Source organism: Carboxylicivirga sp. (assembly GCF_982718395.1).
In genome coordinates this window covers 123,017-142,532 of the sequence record NZ_CEXQWX010000002.1, presented here as the reverse complement: position 1 = coordinate 142,532, position 19,516 = coordinate 123,017, and the positions used below count along the sequence as shown (strand labels likewise).

Genomic DNA, 19,516 nt, shown 5'->3' with positions numbered 1-19,516 from the left:
AAAAAGCTTCGTAACTACTTTAAAGAGGATGAAAATATAGAAATCCAGACTTTGAGAGGAAAAGGGTATTTATTTTTGGTACGTTAATAAAATAACGAGAGGGAATCGAGCTATACCCGTCTTCCCTCTAAACTTTAGAAATTCCGTAGTTGTATTATTTGATATTTTCTTAAGCTATTTGATTTTAACAAAGGAAATTGCCTGACCACCTCCTGCTGCCAGAATAAGCTTCAGTTGATCGTTTGCGTTAACCTCACGCTTTTGAATAACTAATGCTTTTGGATTATCCACATAATGTGCATCATCTTCGTCAGCGTAAATAATTGCCTGATAAGTACAGTTGTTATCCAAAAATGAAAGATCAATTTCCATTACCCGCGGTTCTTCATTTGTAATACTGCCTAAAAACCAATTATCAGAATTCCTGTCCTTTCTTGCAATCGTTACATATTCTCCAATCTCACCATTAACAACGCACGTTTCACTCCAGTCAACAGGCACATCTTTTATAAATTGGAACGCAGGTTGACCAACATAATTCTCAGGTAAATCGGCGGCCATATGTAAGGGGCTATAAAGCACTACATACAAAGCCAGTTGTTTCGCTAAGGTTGTATTAACCTGGTTATTCTCCCTACCTTCTAAAGAGAGCTCAAATATTCCTGGGGTAAAATCCATTGGTCCACCCAGCAAACGGGTAAATGGCAGAATCGTTTCGTGGTTTGGTGGATTACCTCCATCTGGTCCCCAGGCATTAAATTCCATTCCTCTGGCTCCCTCACGACTCATCATATTTGGGTAAGTACGTCTGATTCCGGTCGGTTTAATTGGTTCATGAACACACAACATGATATTGTTCTTAGCCGCCTCTTCAACAACATTACGATAGTGCCTCACCATATATTGACCATGATGCCATTCTTTGTGATCAACTCCATTTGGATTTACATAACCAGTTTTAATATACCTGACCCCATGTTTATTGTAATAGGCCATCGCATCTTCCAACTGGCTTTCATAGTTTATAACGGCGGCACCAGTTTCATGATGTCCGATCAGATCAACACCTTTTTCTTTGCCATATCTGGTAATCTCCTCAATGTCAAAATCCGGATATGGTTTTGTAAACTTAAAATCATTGCCATTTTCCCACCAATTACTGTCCCAGCCGTAATTCCATCCTTCGACTAATACTCCGTTAAATCCGTGTTCAGCGGCAAAGTTCATATACTTTTTGGTGTTTTCTGTTGTTGCACCATGATTTGGACCTTGTCCCCAGGTACTTTTTCCCAAATGCATTTCCCACCAGATTCCTATATATTTAGCTGGTTCTACCCAATCCGTTGAGTCAAGCTTGCATGGTTCATTAAGATTAAGAATCATTGTAGAACTTATCAGGTCAGCTGCTGTCTCCGCAATCTGGATGGTTCGCCATGGAGTCTTAAAGGGTATTTGAGCATATACTTTGACTCCATCCGACCATGGAACAAGATCACAATTTAGTTTCGTTTCATTTGATCGGAACAAGGTCATTGAAGCGTAATCAGTCAAGGTAGCCTCGTGAATTGAAAGGTGTAACCCGCCTTTGCTTTTCATTGTGAATGGTGTATGCACCGTATCCTTCAGTAAACTTACTCGCTGTTTCTTATACAAATACTCATAGCGATCTGGCTGATAAGCCTTCTTCCCCCACCCATCTGCATCATGAGCCAGGTTAAACTCTGTTAACTCATTTAATATCTGAAACTTGTTAAGGTTTACTTGTTCTGGAAAAACATATCTAAAACCGAGTCCATCATCAAACATTCTGAAAACAAGCACTAACTGACGGCTATCTTCCAACGTTTCACCAAGTGTTATTTTAAGCTCATTATACTGATTATGAACATACTGTTGTTCTCCCCAAACTTGTTCCCAGGTTGTATCGTTTGATGAAATACTAAAGCTCTCAATTACAAAATTATCAAACAAATCTTGCTGATTGGCAATTTGAAAGCCTAGTAATGATTTATCGATAACTTCATTATCTTTTTTACTCACTGAATAATATGCCCTTCCGTTTTCCACTTGAAACGTCAGAACGTTTTCGCCATTGGGTGATTCAACAAATAGCAACTGTTCTCTATTTGAGCAGCTAACCATTAACAGAATCCCTATGCTGACACCAATCAGCCTACTTAATAGTTTTAATACCTTCATTATTAATTTATTCTAATTTTATCTCTAATTGAATTCAAGCACAATCATTGACCAATATTCCAGCTTAGGCAGTTTAAAACGTACTGTATGCTCTTCCTGAATGTGGTTAAGTTGAATACTGGTTCCTCCAGCTACATCTGGCGAGGCGCACCAAACAGATTTAACTGTTTTACCACTGCTTAACTCCAGTTTTAAATCTTCGATTATCCGAGGTGTTTTATGCTCACCATTATTATCCCGCCAATCCAATTGTGCTAGCTCATTAAAATTGATTAAATGTATTACCTGCCTATCCTCGACCAGTTTGGCAATGCAAGCAATCGAACCTGCACTTGCCGGCCAATTAAGCACATTACTCTGATTCGATAATGATTCTAACTTTACTGTGTTAAACTGACCTTTATCTCTTAATAGATTCTGGTAGGCGACTAAGAAGTCATAATAGTCAATCAGACGTTTGTTTAATTCCTCCGTAACCTCCAGGTTGTTATTCGGAAAATATTCCTTCCCCAACATGTGTTCTCCCAACTCGAGGTGAGCTCCGCCAAAAGCAAATATTACTGCATTGGTTGTTAACACTGATGGCTGATGAAAGAAGCCTTTATCATCAGCTAAATCATAATTCATATAAGCGGCCAGAACCGTATTCTTCTTACCCTGACTAAATTCGTAATTATTTTTTATGATATTAGACAGGTCATTATATGTATCATTTGGTGACCAAACTTCCGTGTATAAGAAATCAACCGGAGAAAAAGTAATATTGGACTGTCCATATTGATTGACGGCATTCATAACCAGATATTTGTCTGGTTGTCTGTTTTTACAGGCTTCAATAAAAGGTGCATAAGTAGCAGATAAGTTAATACCTTTCCCATCAGCCAGGTAACGAGATCCTCTATCCCCTAACTGATCAATATGAAAACCATCAAAGTCAAGCGAATTGTATACTTTATCATGCTCATTCAGCAAATAGCTCTGCCATTCTTCATTAGCTGGATTCGTTAGAAATATATCGCTGACAAATGGTGGTTTGGGGAGCTCATGTGAATCTTTATTGAGTCCGTTGACATCTTTAAAAATGTACCAATCATCATTTACACCATCATCGGCCGCATCACCCCAGGCACCGTACAACAGGTTATAGAACATCGCTTTCATGCCCCTGTTGTGAGCTACAGTTATATAATTTTGGACTGTTGATAAGTGTATGTCCCGGTTGATAATATCTTTCCATTCTTCAGCCGGTTGGCCGCCTACAAATGGTAATGGCTGATGATGTTTATAATGCCAGTCGTAAAACTGCAAGCCATTGATATGAAAACGGTTTAAGTTATCTATAACCTCATTAACAGATGTTGCTTGTAATGCGGGAAATTTTGATAAAAAACCATAACGTGGAAATTTGGTCCAACTCGAAGATACATCCACACCAATTGTACCACAAATTGTTGTTTCATTATTGTCTGTATTAATTACTTCAACAAGGTAACCAGTGAAATCAACATCCGGTGGCTGCCAACCCCATTGCAAAGCATTTATATTTTCTTCAGACAATATCTCGTTTTGATGCTTATACCTTACTTTCACCCCTTGAATATTGTCAATTCCTGCAATAGAGATATTTACCTGTTCTCCGGGTTTATAAATGGCTTTATCTGTAGACAACTCAATTTGATCATATTGTGGTACCGGATCATTATCAGGCACTTCGACTATTTCATTTGAGAAGGTCAGTTTATTTGACTTTTTGCATGAACTCCCGCTTAAGAAACAGGCTAATATAGATGCAATAAGTAATACATGGCTTAAACTCATAGCTTTAGTTTATAGAAAAAAATAAGGCCGAACATATCTTACTACCTTCAGCCTTATTTTACATGAAAATCTAATTCGCGTTTATCTATTGTTTTGAAAAGCTAACGGTCGGATTTTCGGCGTCTGTAATATTTAACACGATTTTGTAGCTTCCTTTGGTTGTTGCGGTAATATTCCACTTATTATCCGGATTACCACCCTTTGCCAATTGACATGTTGTCTTGGTTAAATCTTCTTCACCACCGTTAACCGGGCCAAACTGATCAACACCCCAATTCCTGGCCGTCATCAACTTAAGTTCTCCTTCTCCCAATTCTCCTGTCCAGGTATGAATAAATGCACTGGACTCATCCACTGTCATTGCCAGAGCGTTACCTATATCCCATCCAACAGAAGTAGCTGAACCGATCAAGTATATAGTTGGATAATCAGGTAATGCTTCCACTAATTCGAAATTAATAGTTGGGTTATCCAAGTCTTCAACATTAACGGTGATCTTATATTTGCCCGGCTGATTAATAACCCACTTTTTATCAGGATTACCACCTTTGACCAATTCCATAGTCGTTTTTGTCAAGTCTGTTTCCCCATCCACTACTGGCATAAAGTAATCAGTTCCCCAGTCCCCAACACTAACTGGTATCTTAAATTGACCAAGTGTTAAAGTTCCTTCCCAGGTAAACTCAAATCCATTTTCAGGATTTACAGTCATTGGCGATGGATTTCCAATATCCCAACCCGCAGGAGTGGCATCGCCAACTAAGTATAAATTCTTGTATAGTGGAATATTAAATACTTGTATCTCCTTATCTTCTTCACAGGCGTTAAATACTAACAATGATATTAGTAAAACTATGATTGATAATATGTTGTTTTTCATTTTCTTATAGATTATAAAAAGATCGGATGAAACTTCCATTATGGATTAGTTATGCATCTGAATGCATTTTTTATAGCTCACTAAGTAGCTCCACCCCAACCTTTTGCCAATATTAAATATTGTTATTCATACCCAGGATTTTGCTTTAATTGCTGAGATATACTTAATACCTCATTAGAGATTGGAAAGACATTTAAATACTCTTTACCTTCTCCGTCTGGGGACTTGTCCCACCAGTTACCTGTTGTAAATTTATCCCAACGAACTAAATCGGTACGACGACGTCCTTCTGCTAAAAACTCACGCCCCCATTCATCAATCAACTCTTTTTCGGTTAACTCACTATTATACAGACTTTCAGAACCTTCCGGGTAATATCTTTTTCTGACTGAATTCAAAAGTGTCTCAGCTTCACCAACAGCACCGGCTCTGAACTTACACTCAGCCAAGGTGTAGTAAATCTCAGCTAAACGCACCTCAGCATAGTCCGATTCCATTTTTTCAGAATCTGTTGATTTATACATTGGGTATTTTACATGGTATACACCCGAGTTCTGGTCACCATGAGTCATGTTTGAGGTTTTATCTTCAGGATAAACTCCGGGTCCTAATTCACCAAAATGACCTACAGCATCCCTTATATAAAGTTCTTTTCCAACGTCTGACTTAACCTTTTCACCATTCCCATATTCAAGGTACCCAAACAAAAACATTCCTTCACGCTGATTACCACCCAGGTTTTTATACTTCGTTAATCGAACATCATCAGGATACTTTTGAAACTTAACATAGGGCTGTCCTAATCCGGACGAAAATTCATACAACTCATCATCTACATTTCTTCCCGGTTGTAAACCAAAGCGAGGGTTAGCCCATCCCCAATCTTCAAACTCAAGATATAAATGTGCCTGAAATGGTAATGACCACCAGTACATTCCTCCCTGATAGTGCCAATGTGTGAACCCAAAAGAACCAGGGAATGCAAATATTGTTTCATCGCTTTTATCGTTGTTATAGTCAAAAGGTGCATCCCATCGATCTTCAATAGCATAGGTTCCATACTGCCCATCGATAATATCCTGACAAATTTTAGAGCATTCAGAATAATGATCCTCACCAATATAAACATCTGCATTAAGGTACAAGCGTGCTAAAAGTGATGCAGCACCGGCTTTTGTCCAACGGTTAGAGTTAATACCTTCATCACCTTTCTTACCCAGGTTATCCATTGCATCTAACAGCTCTGATTCGATAAAATCAAATGTTTCTTTCGGAGAAACCTGAGGTGGTGCCAAATCTTCTGTTTTGTACTTTGTAAAAACCGGTACATTGCGAAATAAATCTAAAGCCTTAATGTAATACCAGGCCCTCATAACACGCAACTCAGCAACAAATAATTCAATCTCCTCTGCGGTCATATCAAATTCAGCCGGATTCAACACTTCAATATCTTCGATAGAGTTATTTGCTAAAGTGATACCTACAAATAATGCGTTCCATGCTTCTTTTAAGTATCCTTCTTCCGGCGTCCATGTATGATAATGCTCTCTTACATATGTTCCCCCGTCAAACCAATGATTTTCACGTGTAAGTGTCATTAATTGATCAGCCGTATTTTCCTGCATATGATATATAGCGCTATTAATCGACCAATATCCATGTTCATATGTTCTCAGGAATGAGCGGATTACATCGTCTTTTGTTTGATAAAATGCCTCATAGCTAATTTTATCATATGGTTTTTCCTCCAAATCAGTACAACTATTAAAGCCAACTGTGAATATCAACAGGGCCGATACCAACCAGGATTTTGTTATATATTTTTTCATTTTCATTTCAATTTTCTAGTTAAAACTTAACTTGAACTCCCATCATGTATGTTGCGGTTGAAGGATAGTAACCTTTACCACTAACTCCCGGAGTCAGACCATTAACCGGATATATTTCAGGACCAACTCCCGTAAAACCTGTGAAAGTTGCAAAGTTCTTGGCTGTAGCGTAAACCCTCAAAGAGCTTAAAAAGCCATCTGTTTTAAGTGTATATCCCAATGTAGCTGCATCAATCTTCACATAATCACCCTTTTCAATAAAGTAATCGCAAAGCACTTTATCTCCTTTTATTAACTCATTGGTGCTATATGCCGATGTCAGTACATTTTCGTCAAGTGGAGAGGATTGTAGTCCAAAATAGAAATCGTGCATGTTAAAGATTTCATGCCCAAAAGCTCCTCTTACATTAAGAGATAAGTCCCAGTTTTTATATTTTACGCGGTGACTCATACTGGCATTGAATGTTGGCATTCCATTTCCAACATATGCTTTATCCTCGTCCGTTGCTTCATGCGCCTGAATTGGTTCGCCATCTTTACTGTATACCAACATATTACCAAATTGATCAACTCCGGCAAATTTCCACATATAGAATGAACCTACACGCTTCCCCTCTTCTAAACGCTGTGCAGGCCCCGGTGATCCTGGTGCAGGTAAATAAGCATAATATTTAAATGACTCTTTCGATACGAATACATCGTTCGAGAAAGAAACAAACTCATTGTTATTGGTCGAAGCATTAAATCCAATATTATAAGTCCAGTCATTATTCTTAAGAACTTCAACATTAAGGTCTATCTCCAAACCTTTGTTTTCCATTGTTCCCACATTGGCAATCACATTATCTCCTGTTAACGGAAGGCCTTTTGGATAGTAGTTTAGAAGGTCTTCCTGACGACGATTATAGTAGTTCAAACTACCTGATACTTTGTAGTTAAATAAACTAAAATCAAGACCAATGTTATAGTTCTTTGCCTTTTCCCATTTTAATTGTGGATTAGGGTTTCCATCAGGTCCCCAAACAACATAGTAATCACCATTAAAATAGTACTCACCAAACCCTGTATAGTTAACAAGTGATCTATAGCTATCAAAAGATTGGTTGCCGGTTACACCATAGTCAGCTCTGATTTTAAGATCATTTACCCAGTTAAAGTTTTCCATAAAAGGTTCGTTGCTAATTCTCCATCCTACGGAAAAGGCCGGGAAGTTACCCCACTTATTATTAATACCGAACTTGGTTGAACCTTCGCGACGTAAACTGGCGCTAGCCATATACTTACCGTTTATAGCATAATTGATCCGGCCAAAGAAAGCTATCAGCTTAGATTCTCCTTTGTAAGAACCCATACCCTTTCTTCCTTCTTCTTCGGACATATAAGTACCATCACCTAAGTTATTATATAACAAATCATTTGATGTAAAATCCTTATTTTCTGCCGTTAAGCCTGACCAAACATTATATTGGTAGGAATAACCAACCATTGCTTTTAACGAGTGGTGTCCCAGGTTAAGTTTATAATTCGTTATCCAATCAAAGTTACGTTGGTCGCTTTTATGGTAGCCCCGACTTGCTTCACTTGTAATTCCTCCTTCAGATATACGCTTTGAAGACATGGTAGACGGAACAAACCAGTAATCGAAATTATCATTTAAATTCTGTGAAACACTCACTCTTGAGTTTAGGTCATCCGTAATGTTTAATTGAAATGCTCCACTCCAGTTTAGCAGTTTCACTTCAGATCCTGAATGCTCCAGATCTAGCAATTCAACAGGATTAAATGCACCATCACTTCCTGAAGGAATGTATTGGTAGAAATACGGATTCTCAGGATCTTTAACCGGATATGTTGGGTTAATTTGTAAAGCTTTTGTAAAAGCATCGTAGTTAGTGTTATCTTTTTTGATAATCCTTGGAGCAATATTTAATGATACTTTATAGCGATTGTTTTTACCACTGTGATTTAAGGCTACTCTTGCTCCGTATTCTTCTCTTCCTGAGCGTAAATCTAATCCCTGAGCATCTCTATAATCAACCGTGGCACGATAATTACTACTCTCATTACCACCTGAAACAGCAAGCGTATGACTTTGAGTGAAACTAAAGTCACGAATTAATTCTTTGGCCCAATCTGTTTTGTATCCATAATCTGTACCTCTTCCTGACTTTACAAACTCTTCAGCTGAAAGCACCTCTAACTGATTAGTCGGCAAATTAAATGCTGCATAACCATCATAAAACGTTTGCATTGCACCAGAACGTCCTGTTTTTGTGGTAATAATAATAACACCATTACTACCCTGGGTACCATAAATTGCTGATGCAGCTCCATCCTTCAACACATCAATTGATTGAATGTCATTTTGATTAATGTTTTCCAGATTACCGCCAGGTATTCCATCAATAACTATAAGTGGTGATGAACCTGCTTCCATTGATGTTACACCCCTTAGTTGAATACTTGCTCCTGAATTAGGATCACTGCCTCCTGTATTAGAAATAGTTAAACCTGATACTTGTCCTTGAATAGCATCGATAGGATTGGTGCTTGCAGTTGGTACAAACTGATCGCCACTCACATGTGTTATGGCACTGGTTACCTCTTTTTTATCCAACGTACCATAACCTACAACAACAACCTCATCAAGGTTTTCCATATCAGGCACTAGTTGAACTTCTAGAACTCTTTGTGCACCGAGTGTTATCTCCTGATCTTTGTAACCAATAAACGATATCACAATTACATCTCCTTCATTGGCCATAAGTGTAAACTGTCCGTTTACATCGGTAATGGTTCCATTACTCTGCCCTTTCAACAAGATGGTGACACTAGGTACTACCAGTCCTGTTTCATCTGTTACTTTTCCCGAATAAGTTGCTTGTTCCTGCGCATAAGTTAAGTTGCATATCGACATGCAAACAAGCACAAACAACACTATGGTTTCTTTAGTAAGGAACCTTGCCCTTTTAAAACCTGTTTCTGTTTTTTTCATTACTTGATTAGATTTTAGTGATTAGTAAAAATCTTTCAAGCAAAGGAATGAGCAATCAAACAGCTTTAGAAAAAATCAATAATAAATCAAGATAGAGAAACACAATAAGAAGCAACAAATCAATACCTTAACATTTTTAAACACTTTAAAAATTCAAGGTGATTTTCTATAAAATCAAGTTGAAAATGATACTATACTGAAGGTATTTTCATTAAAAATCGCTCAAATTCATCATCAGCAATCACCACCTTATTTTTAAGTTTGGTTTTGTATGAATATATGGTATTAATAGACACATTAAGAATTCTGGCTATCTCTTCGTTTTGTACAATGCCGATACGTATTAGTGCATAAATCCGTAATTCGGTATTAAGAATATGATTGGATTTTATCAATATTTCCTGGTCTGGTTTAAGTTCCATCTTGATGCGTTCAATAAAGGTTGGAAACAAACTGATAAATAATTCATCAAACCGTTTCATAAATGCATCTTGTTCCGATTTAGGATTTAGCTTCCGTAAAATACTACTTATCTTATTGGTTTCTTTACTTATCAATATCTTATTAAGCATCAAAGAAATCTCTTTGAGCTTCTCCAGATATTCTGAGTTTGTAATAAAAAATTGTGCAATATATTTCTCTTTAATTGTATTGGCTTCACGCAATTGATTATTAACGATATTGAGTTCATCATTATGCGATTCCAACATCTTTTTTATCCGCGTCAGATTAAGCACTCGTCTGAAAATAATGATGACAACCACAATTGCGATCAATATTATAACAATACCCAGAAGTAAGTATTTAACCAGTTTCAGCTTGGCATTTGTCTCTGCTCTCAATATTTCACCTTCAATTCTTGTCAATGTATTTGATGCCTGGCGTCTTCGCATCAGCGATCCATAATGGTCAGCATCATCTTTTGCGATCATAATCAGATCGTAGGCTTCATCGTAATTTCCTTCATTAAATAAATAATCAGCCAGAAAGATAAGTGCCTGGCCCTCTTTATTTACCAGCAAAAAATCGTTAATCGCGGCATGCGCAAAATGTTTTTTAGCTTTTTCAACATTCCTTTTTTGCTCACTACCATATATCAAACCCAAACATGAATGCGCAATAGCTTTATCCTGCAAGTTAAATTTGGGGTAACTTAAAATATGATTGAAGTAACGGTCAGCTGAATCTAACTGCCATGAAGAAAGAAAATATAAAGCCTTAACCTTGATTAGTTCAGGAGAAGGTTCAGGTCTGACCATCTGAGCCGAATCAACGTAGCTATATGCAATATCTGTATGGATATGCTCATAATATTCCTCATCCAGAAAAGTTTTTAAATCCAGATGCGCCCTCATCAAACTTCCATAATACTCTATGCGCGTTCCGTCATACAACAGGTGTGCATCAACGCTTTTTAATGTATCAATAGCTTCGTGGTAGATACCCCCTGACACTAACAATCCACCAAGTTTGTTTTTAACACTGGCCACCTTGTGTTTATCGTTTAAACGATAAGCTAAGGCTAAGGCCTTACTATTATAACTAAACGCTTGTTCGTAATTAAAAAGCTTAAATTCTTCTGACAATTGCATGTAAGTGTCCATAAGGGATGTCACCTCATCTAACTCATGCTGTACATTAGCCACTTTTCTAAGGCTATCAATCTTACTGTTCTTTGCAAGAATGCGTAATGAATCCTCTTCAATAACCTGCTTTAGTTCTTTATATACGGTATCGTAATCTTGTGCTGACAGGGATAAACTATACAGGCAATAAAAAACAATTAACAATGCGTATTTCATAATTCTGGCAAGTGTTGAATAATGGTCACTGTGCAAAGCTATGTTTTAATGTCGAAAAATTATAAGATGTAATGAATGAATTACTCTTACCTTTAATTTCCTTTAGCAGGATGATAAATAAAAGGATGACACCTCTTTGGCACCGAGGTATCATCCAAAAGTTACGAACTGATTTATTTATATTAATACAAGGTTGTAATTATTAAAATCCAAAACGTGGATTAACCACAGGATTAAATATAGACCCAAAGGTGTAACTAAAACCAATGCTGGTGTAATAATTGTATCCTGACTGTGCCTGTTTCTGTCGAAGTAATAACTCATCAATACTTAAGCCACCACCTGGTAAATGAACCTGGTTATGTGTAATGTTATACGATGACATGAAATTAAACGAAAAGCCTTTAAATATGCGCAGGTTGGCATGCAAGCTAAAGTTAAGTGCATACAACTCTTTGTCATGCAAAAACGAATCGTATGTGGCCGAACCACTTATTGTGCCCCACTTTTGTTTAAAACTTCCTCCCAGTTCAAAACTTTGTTCCCATAGCATCTCTTCACTCTCATCAAAAATACTCTTCTCTAAATATTTATTATAAACTGCTCCTGCCCTGTAAGACAAGGTAATCTGTTTACGGGTTGCTTCTTCATACGGAAATAAACTAAACTCCAAGGCCGGCTTAAACTTCAAGTACAAATCAGTATTTCCATATACAGAATTACCAGCCTCTGCAAAGGCCCCAAGTGACCAAAGTTTATGAATACTTATAACATCGCGTATATCAATCGACTTGTTCTCTTTGATGTACTTATTGGTTAAGAAACTTGGTTCTCCTCCCGGTTCTATTGGGGGCATTTCGTATGTAAATTCAGAACTATTCTTATCCCAGCTGGCACGCAGATAGAACTTGTTTTTCTCAGTAACCCGTTTGGCAGAAATACTACCATTAATATTGGTAATAGTTGATGTCTCCTCTCCGCTTTGGCTTCCACTTAATCCAAGGCTAAACACCCATGCATTCCATTTGTCTTTTTCTTCTACCGGTTGTTCAATTTCCTGTTTATCCGAAACTAAGGTGTCACTGGGATTATATGGTCGAACTTTTTGAAACATAAAACTCCAAAAGTTACCCAATCCCATCTGTAAATGCATTTTTAACTCTTCTCTTAACTCATCTTGAGTGGCATTTATATCCATCGTGTATGATGAGCGATAAAACAACTCACTAAATTGTCCTTGCCCTGAGAATTCTAAATCATAATCGGTACCTCCGCTACCCGTCTGCTGAGTCAGCACCATAACATAAACATCAGCATCCTTTTGATCCCGGGCAAAATTTAAATAGTTTAGTTCCTGACGCAGAAAAGCCATGTCGCACATGGTACAATCAAGGTAAACATTCAACTTTGGCATATTAGTGGGATATTGTGCATGGATTGTCTGATTCAAACACACCGTTGTGGCGAGAAACAATAAACTGGCGAAATAGTGTAGCTTCATCCTTTTCATATATGCTCCGGTTAATAGTGCATGACAAAGCAACAGAACAATCAACTAAAAGGAGGTTAATAGACTGCCAATCAAAGTTAATTAGGGTTAAACACAGAACTCTTCTTTACTGACATACATTTAAAAGTGAAAATTCTTCATTTAAGTGTCACCCTAATTAAATTAAGAGTGTTTTATTCGTAAACATAAAATGCAATTGCTCTCTGCCCCTAAACAATCACCCAAACACCATGCGCCTATCCACGCATATAATTTGCGCTTATGCCCGCAAACATCTTGCGCTAATGCGCACGAACAACTTGCGGTTACGCACGCAAATAACCTATAGCTAATGAGACAAACCCGCAATAACTTCCTAAGTACTTAGGGTTGTTGTGGGTGTAAAGGCATAGTGGATCACCCGCTAAACCGTTTTTTAACACTCACTGCCACTACATTTCTATTGCTCACTTCTCATCACTCCAGAACCTCGTACCAGGTATTTCAAACTTTTTATAATCTCCTTTCTTCCTTCCCAAATCATTTGTCAAATTAGCCTGGTAACTGTTTCTTTTTAGCGTATCATATCCCTTTTTTGATCCAGATCAAACAGTTAATCAGGGTCATTGCCGAATTTTGTCTCATAACAACTTCTAAAAGTTTCAATTATGAATATTTGGTTTTATATCGGGATAGCTTTAATCATTTGGGTGATCTATGACTTAATTGCTGGTGTCACCTGGACTTACCGATCGATTTATCGTCAATACGAACCGATTCAATACTGGCTTGTCACCACCTTATGGGCCATAATTGCAATTGTAACAACCATGAGTAGCCTTTAATAAAAGAATCACTCTTATTTAATTGTCAATTCATCAAGTACAACCCCTAATAACATTTGAACTATGAATCATTCTTTAAAATATTTACAATTTGCACTCTTGCTTGTAGTTATAATTACAACAACCAATACTATAAAAGCTCAGAGCAACAATCAATCCAACCTGCAAGCTGGTAAGAACAATGTGGAATTCAAAAGTGAAGGACTAAAAATTAAAGGACACCTATTTCTTCCTCCTGATTACACCCCTGAAGGTTACTTTCCTGCAATCGTTGTTGTGGCTCCGGCCAGTGGGATTAAAGAACAAACTGCAGGTATTTACGCCGAAAGACTTGCTAAGGAGCAATATATTACCTTGGCTTTTGATCACCGGACCTTTGGCGAAAGTGATGGTGAGCCAAGAGCAATGGAAAGTGCACCAATGAAAGTAGAAGATATTAAAAATGCCATCTCATTTTTGGCTACCATTCCCGGCGTAGATAAAAAGAAAATGGCGGAATTGGGTATCTGTTCGGGTGCAGGGTATGCTATTCAAACTGCATGTTTTGATCCCCGTATTAAATCTGTTGCAACCGTTAGCGGATTTATTGATTTTCTTGATTATGGTTTAAGCGGCTACACACAATATATGCATCTGGTATCGGGCGACAAAATAAAACAGTTTCAAAAGCAAATGCAAATTGCCGTTAAAGCCCGACAAAAATATTATGAAACGGGTGAATCGGATATGATCCCTGGGATACCTCCAAAGGGATCAGGGTTGGGTGATTTCTGGGAACGTGCCGCAGATTATTACTATAATCCCGAACGGGGTGGTGCGTTCCCTTCTTACACCCCAATGCGTGCCGCCATGTCACTTGACACACGGTACTCCTTTAACGCCAGCGAACACATTGAGTTAATGCGGGGAACACCATTTCTGGCCATTGCCGGCAGTAAAGCCTATACCATTTCATATAGTGAGTTGGCTGTAGAACGTGCCCAAGGCGATAAAGAACTTTATAAAATAAAAGGAGCTCATCATTTTGATTTATATGATGGTGAAGATTATGTCCGGCAAGCTATTGAGAAGCTCAATGAATTTTACAAACGAACACTTCAATAACTCTGATGAATAACCGGAACTCTGCTTAAATCACGGACTCATGTTACCTATGTGTTAGTGATGCCGATACCTGATTTGATAACGATCAAATGGTATCGGCTTTACTAGTGGGGATCTAAGCTTCATTCTGCCAAATCTCGCAAGGTTTTATGATTCGTATAGCTCTGGTGCACCTCTCTATTTTATGAAATAATACCAAATGCATTTGGTATTATACCTATATACTCTGTTTCCAAGGCTATTCATCCTTCGAATTGCCTTTCTTTTTCCTCCCGATTGCTTTTTTGATCTGGGTCAAATGAATGCTCTTCATAAGTAGCGTCATTTGTTACATCAAGTTTTAATAGTCTGAAATAATTCAATTCGTAAATAATTGTCACATGAAAAACCTAAATGTCAAACTACTATTTGTCCTGTTCTGTATTTCACTTTTGGGCCCAATAAATATCAATGCTCAACAAATAGCAGGTAAGGTCATAGATGCCAAAACAAAGGACGCCATACCTTTTGCAAACATATCGCTTGAAAAATTACCGATGAAACGCGTCACAACAGGCGGTACAACTGATTTGAACGGCAACTTTAAATTCGAAGCCTCCATTAACTCTTACAATTTAGTCATCAGTGTTCTGGGCTACGAGAAAAAAACCGTTCCCAACATCCGCTTATTCGGAACAAAAACACTAAACGTTGGTAAAATTGAATTAACACCAACCAATATTGAGATAAGCGAAGTACAGGTATCGGCACAACGCAGTTATATTGAAAACCAGCCAGGCAAACAAATCCTGAATGTTGGCCGTGAGATTGCCGGTGGAGGAGGCAATGTAAGCCAGGTACTTAAAATTGTTCCTTCGGTTGAAGTTACACCCCGCGGAGATATCAGCATCCGCGGCAACGAGAATGTTAAAATCCTTATCAATGGTAAAGAAATGACCTATGGGATTGATCCGGCCATCTTACTCAAACAGCTCCCCTCTTCCACTGTAGAAAAGATAGAGGTGATTACCAACGCCTCAGTAAAAGAAGATCCGGAAAGTTCTGGTGGTGCAATCAACATTATTCTGAAAAAGAACTCGAATGATGGTTTTCATTACGGTATTAACCTTGAAGCAGGCGTCAAGCCATTCAGAGGCAATGGTGGTTTTAATATGAACTACGCAAAAAACAAGCTTAACACTTACCTTACTTATGGCGCATACGTCGATAACTATGACTTTAGCAACAAAGGGAAACGCAATATTACTGAGCCATCAAGTCAATACAAAACCATATTAGATAACGGAAAAGGAAACTATAAAGACGTCGGTCACCTCATCCTTGGTGGTGTCGATTATGATTTGAGCGAGAGGACAAAACTCAATATGGAGTTCACTCATAATCAATACAAAGAAAACTGGGAATATGATTTAATTAACACCTACATTCTTAGAAACGGATCAGAGGCCAATGCGCTGGTTAATAATAAAAACAAGGATAACATCCGTTTCTCTGATGTATCTCTGCGCCTTGAAAGTAAACCCAAAGAGAAACATACAATCAATGCAATGATGCATTTCTCTGGCGGGAAAAACAAAGGCCAACGAACCATTACAGAATCGGGCAACTTCTATCCGGAACCAACCAGCAGTATTATTAATTCCAATGCTAAATTCCTGGTAGGAGAATTAAATGGTGACTATAAATTTCCATTATCGGAGCGAAGCGATATGGAAGTTGGTATCAATAGCGAACTTATAGACTACAAGGCAGATCAATTAGGTAAAGGCTCATATTTCAATTATAAAGTATGGGAGTATGACCAGCAAAAGCACGCTGTTTACGCCTTATATAAGATGAAACTGAATAAGTTGACCTTAGGTGCCGGTATTCGTCCTGAATATTATAAAAGCCAAACCTACGAAAAGATCAATGATAACAACTTAGAGCAGGAATACTTCCAGGTTTATCCCAATGTATTAATGAATTACAACCTGGGTAACGATGAAGATTTTCAAAACCTGAGCCTCTCCTATTCAAAACGTATCCGTCGCCCCGAAGCTGAAGAACTGGACCCTGTTGCTGACTATACCAATCCTTCGCATATCTACCAGGGTAATCCCGATCTCAAACCCGAGTTTATCAATACCATTGAGCTGGGTTATTCTCGCATCAAAGGAAAAACACGACTTAATCTAAATCTTTTTGCCAGCAAGGTGACCAATGTTATTCAACAACAAACCGAATTGCAATCGAATGGTACATTATTCACAACTTTCATCAACCACTCTTCAAGCAGGCAGTTGGGACTGGAGTTCAATGGTAAAGTAAAACCTGTTAGAAAATGGGAAACCACATTAGGCGGAAGCTATATCAAAAGTTTCTTTGCAGAAGCAAAAAACGATGATGACGTTGCCAGACGTCAGGGCTTTATGTGGCAATTGAAATGGGATAATTACATCTCAATCAATACCAAAAATACCATTCAGTTGCAAGCGCAGTATTATGGAAAAACCAAAAGCATGTTTTATACACGCCAGCCTTACAACCTCATCAATATCGGATACGAAAGAAAAATCCTGCAAGGTCTGGGCACACTGGGTTTCAGTGTTAACGATGTATTTAACAGTGGCGGAAAGGAATTTTACGAAGTATTTGGACCAGGCTTTAGCTCTGATTCTGAATGGCAATTGAATTCCCGCACATTCAGAATGACTTTTAATTTTTACATCAACTGATGCTTTTTGATACACATCAAAGGAAGAGCACTCAAAGCTTAGCAAATTTGAACTGACAATATTTAAAACAAACTATCATGAAACGTACTTTTCTATTTCTTACATTAAACATGCTCACTTTCGTATTTCTTTCGGCATATGCCAATACTTCGGCTGATACACTTTATCTAAATACAACACATGTAATGACAGTAGAAGGCGAAATCATCTCTAACTCAGTAACCAACCGGATGTGTTACGAACTGGATGGTTCCACAGTACTGGAAGAAAAAGTTGTGACCAATATGAGCTACCCGATGGAAAACGGTGAAACCTACGTCAACATCAGTACAGAAGAGTTTACTGTTATTGACGGCGAAATGAGCTATTTCAAGGGTGAATATAATATGAACGATTCCATCACTGTTGTTATGGGTGAAAACGACAGCGATGAATTTATTGTTTCAGGTAAGCTCCCTGGCGAATCGTCATTTCAGCTGTGGGATGTTAAAAAGATGAAAGACATTGATGCATTTGTTGTTTTCTTCGACATAGACAAGTTAAATCTTACCAAGAAGATGCAGATCAAAAAAATGTATGACCTGTATGGTATGGAGCTTCGAAATAACAAACTAACCAAGCTCGGCGAAGAAAAACTAACTGTTGTCGGGGAAAACTTTGATTGTACAATGATACGATTCGATTACGGACTGATAAAAGGTAAACTGTGGTTTGCCAAAGATCCGGCCGGCAACTATTTCCTTGTAAAAGAAGAGGCTCAAAGTCAGGAATATGGACCGTTTGATTTAGATCTGACCGATTACAATACGAACCAACCAACTGATAACCAAAGCCAGGAAGGTGAATTTGGCTTCTAAGCAATTGGTATAAACACAAATTCAATCATCAACGGGCAGATTATGGACAAAAAACAAATAAACAGACGCGATTTTATTCAAAAATCAGCAAAGGTTGGTATAGCTGGTAGTATTGCAGTAGCCCTTAGCGCAAATATCGATGCTATTGGCGGAACAGTAACGAATATCGCGCTTCCTCCTGATATGGTGGCTATCAAAGGTGGCGATCCGGCAATCATGTTCAAAAAAGCCATTGAGGCATGGGGCGGAATGAAACGAACTGTAAAGCCAGGGCAAACAGTTGTTGTTAAACCAAACATTGGCTGGAATGTAACACCAGAACGAGCTGCTAATACGAATCCAGATTTAATAGAAGCCATCGTACGCGAATGTTTTAGCGCCGGTGCAAAAGAAGTGTTGGTAATGGATCATACGGCTGATGTGTGGACCAAGTGTTATAAAAACTCAGGCATTGAAGAGGCTACTAAAAAAGCGGGTGGAAAAATGGTGCCTGGTAATAATGAGCGCGATTATAAAACCGTTAGCATACCAGGTGCAAAGCGTTTAAAAACAGTAAAAGTGCATCAGCTTATACTCAATACCGATGTATTAATTAATGTACCTGTACTGAAACATCACGTCAGTACAAAACTCTCCTTAGGTATGAAAAACCTGATGGGAATTGTCTGGGATCGTCAGTGGTGGCACAAAAACGATTTACACCAGTGCATTGCCGACTTTGCTTCCTATTGTAAAGCTGATCTTACTGTTGTTGATGCCTACAGAGTTATGAAAAGAAACGGACCAATGGGCGTTTCTACAGACGACGTTTTATTGCAAAAAGCACTCATGCTGGGCGCTGATCCTTTGGCACTAGACGCTGCATCGGCTAAAATGTTTGGCATGAATCCTCAGGAAGTAGGCTACATACGTTTGTGCGAAGGACTTAATGTTGGTAGCTCTGACCTGTCAAAACTGAATATCCAAAAAATAAAACTTTAG

12 protein-coding genes are annotated in these 19,516 nt (G+C 38.1%); 5 read left to right on the top strand and 7 right to left on the bottom strand.

What is annotated here, in order from left to right:
- Positions 1-174: 174 nt before the first annotated feature.
- From AC4MRQ_RS01065 to AC4MRQ_RS01035, 7 genes are all read right to left on the bottom strand, one after another.
- A complete protein-coding gene (locus tag AC4MRQ_RS01065) occupies positions 175-2,199 on the bottom strand; it encodes a glycoside hydrolase family 97 protein (RefSeq protein WP_491195779.1) in 2,025 nt (674 codons plus the stop codon).
- Positions 2,200-2,223: 24 nt separating this feature from the next.
- Positions 2,224-4,017, bottom strand: coding sequence for an endo-dextranase (locus AC4MRQ_RS01060; RefSeq protein ID WP_491195778.1), 1,794 nt, complete (start codon positions 4,015-4,017; stop codon positions 2,224-2,226).
- Between the two features lie 85 nt (positions 4,018-4,102).
- Complete coding sequence (locus AC4MRQ_RS01055; RefSeq protein ID WP_491195777.1) at positions 4,103-4,897, bottom strand: SusF/SusE family carbohydrate-binding protein; 795 nt, start codon at positions 4,895-4,897, stop codon at positions 4,103-4,105.
- 122 nt (positions 4,898-5,019) lie between these two features.
- On the bottom strand, positions 5,020-6,726 hold the full coding sequence (locus AC4MRQ_RS01050; RefSeq protein ID WP_491195776.1) for a RagB/SusD family nutrient uptake outer membrane protein: 1,707 nt from the start codon (positions 6,724-6,726) through the stop codon (positions 5,020-5,022).
- A gap of 19 nt (positions 6,727-6,745) precedes the next feature.
- Positions 6,746-9,721 (bottom strand): SusC/RagA family TonB-linked outer membrane protein, encoded by a 2,976-nt coding sequence (locus tag AC4MRQ_RS01045; protein WP_491195775.1) that lies wholly within the window; start codon positions 9,719-9,721, stop codon positions 6,746-6,748.
- A 191-nt stretch (positions 9,722-9,912) separates the two neighbouring features.
- A complete protein-coding gene (locus AC4MRQ_RS01040) occupies positions 9,913-11,523 on the bottom strand; it encodes a DUF6377 domain-containing protein (RefSeq protein ID WP_491195774.1) in 1,611 nt (536 codons plus the stop codon).
- Between the two features lie 202 nt (positions 11,524-11,725).
- On the bottom strand, positions 11,726-13,033 hold the full coding sequence (locus AC4MRQ_RS01035; protein ID WP_491195773.1) for a hypothetical protein: 1,308 nt from the start codon (positions 13,031-13,033) through the stop codon (positions 11,726-11,728).
- A 647-nt stretch (positions 13,034-13,680) separates the two neighbouring features.
- On the opposite strand from AC4MRQ_RS01035, the gene AC4MRQ_RS01030 reads away from it, so the two are divergent.
- The 5 genes from AC4MRQ_RS01030 (at position 13,681) to AC4MRQ_RS01010 (ending at position 19,516) form a co-directional block, all read left to right on the top strand.
- A complete protein-coding gene (locus AC4MRQ_RS01030; RefSeq protein WP_491195772.1) occupies positions 13,681-13,857 on the top strand; it encodes a hypothetical protein in 177 nt (58 codons plus the stop codon).
- Between the two features lie 63 nt (positions 13,858-13,920).
- The gene (locus AC4MRQ_RS01025) at positions 13,921-14,961 is read left to right on the top strand and encodes an alpha/beta hydrolase (RefSeq protein ID WP_491195771.1); all 1,041 of its coding nucleotides are present in this window, start codon (positions 13,921-13,923) and stop codon (positions 14,959-14,961) included.
- Between the two features lie 380 nt (positions 14,962-15,341).
- Entirely contained in the window at positions 15,342-17,678 is a 2,337-nt protein-coding gene (locus AC4MRQ_RS01020; protein WP_491195770.1) for a TonB-dependent receptor, read from the top strand.
- Positions 17,679-17,755: 77 nt separating this feature from the next.
- On the top strand, positions 17,756-18,535 hold the full coding sequence (locus AC4MRQ_RS01015; protein WP_491195769.1) for a hypothetical protein: 780 nt from the start codon (positions 17,756-17,758) through the stop codon (positions 18,533-18,535).
- 42 nt (positions 18,536-18,577) lie between these two features.
- Positions 18,578-19,516: a DUF362 domain-containing protein gene (locus AC4MRQ_RS01010; protein ID WP_491195768.1), complete on the top strand. Its 939-nt coding sequence runs from the start codon at positions 18,578-18,580 to the stop codon at positions 19,514-19,516.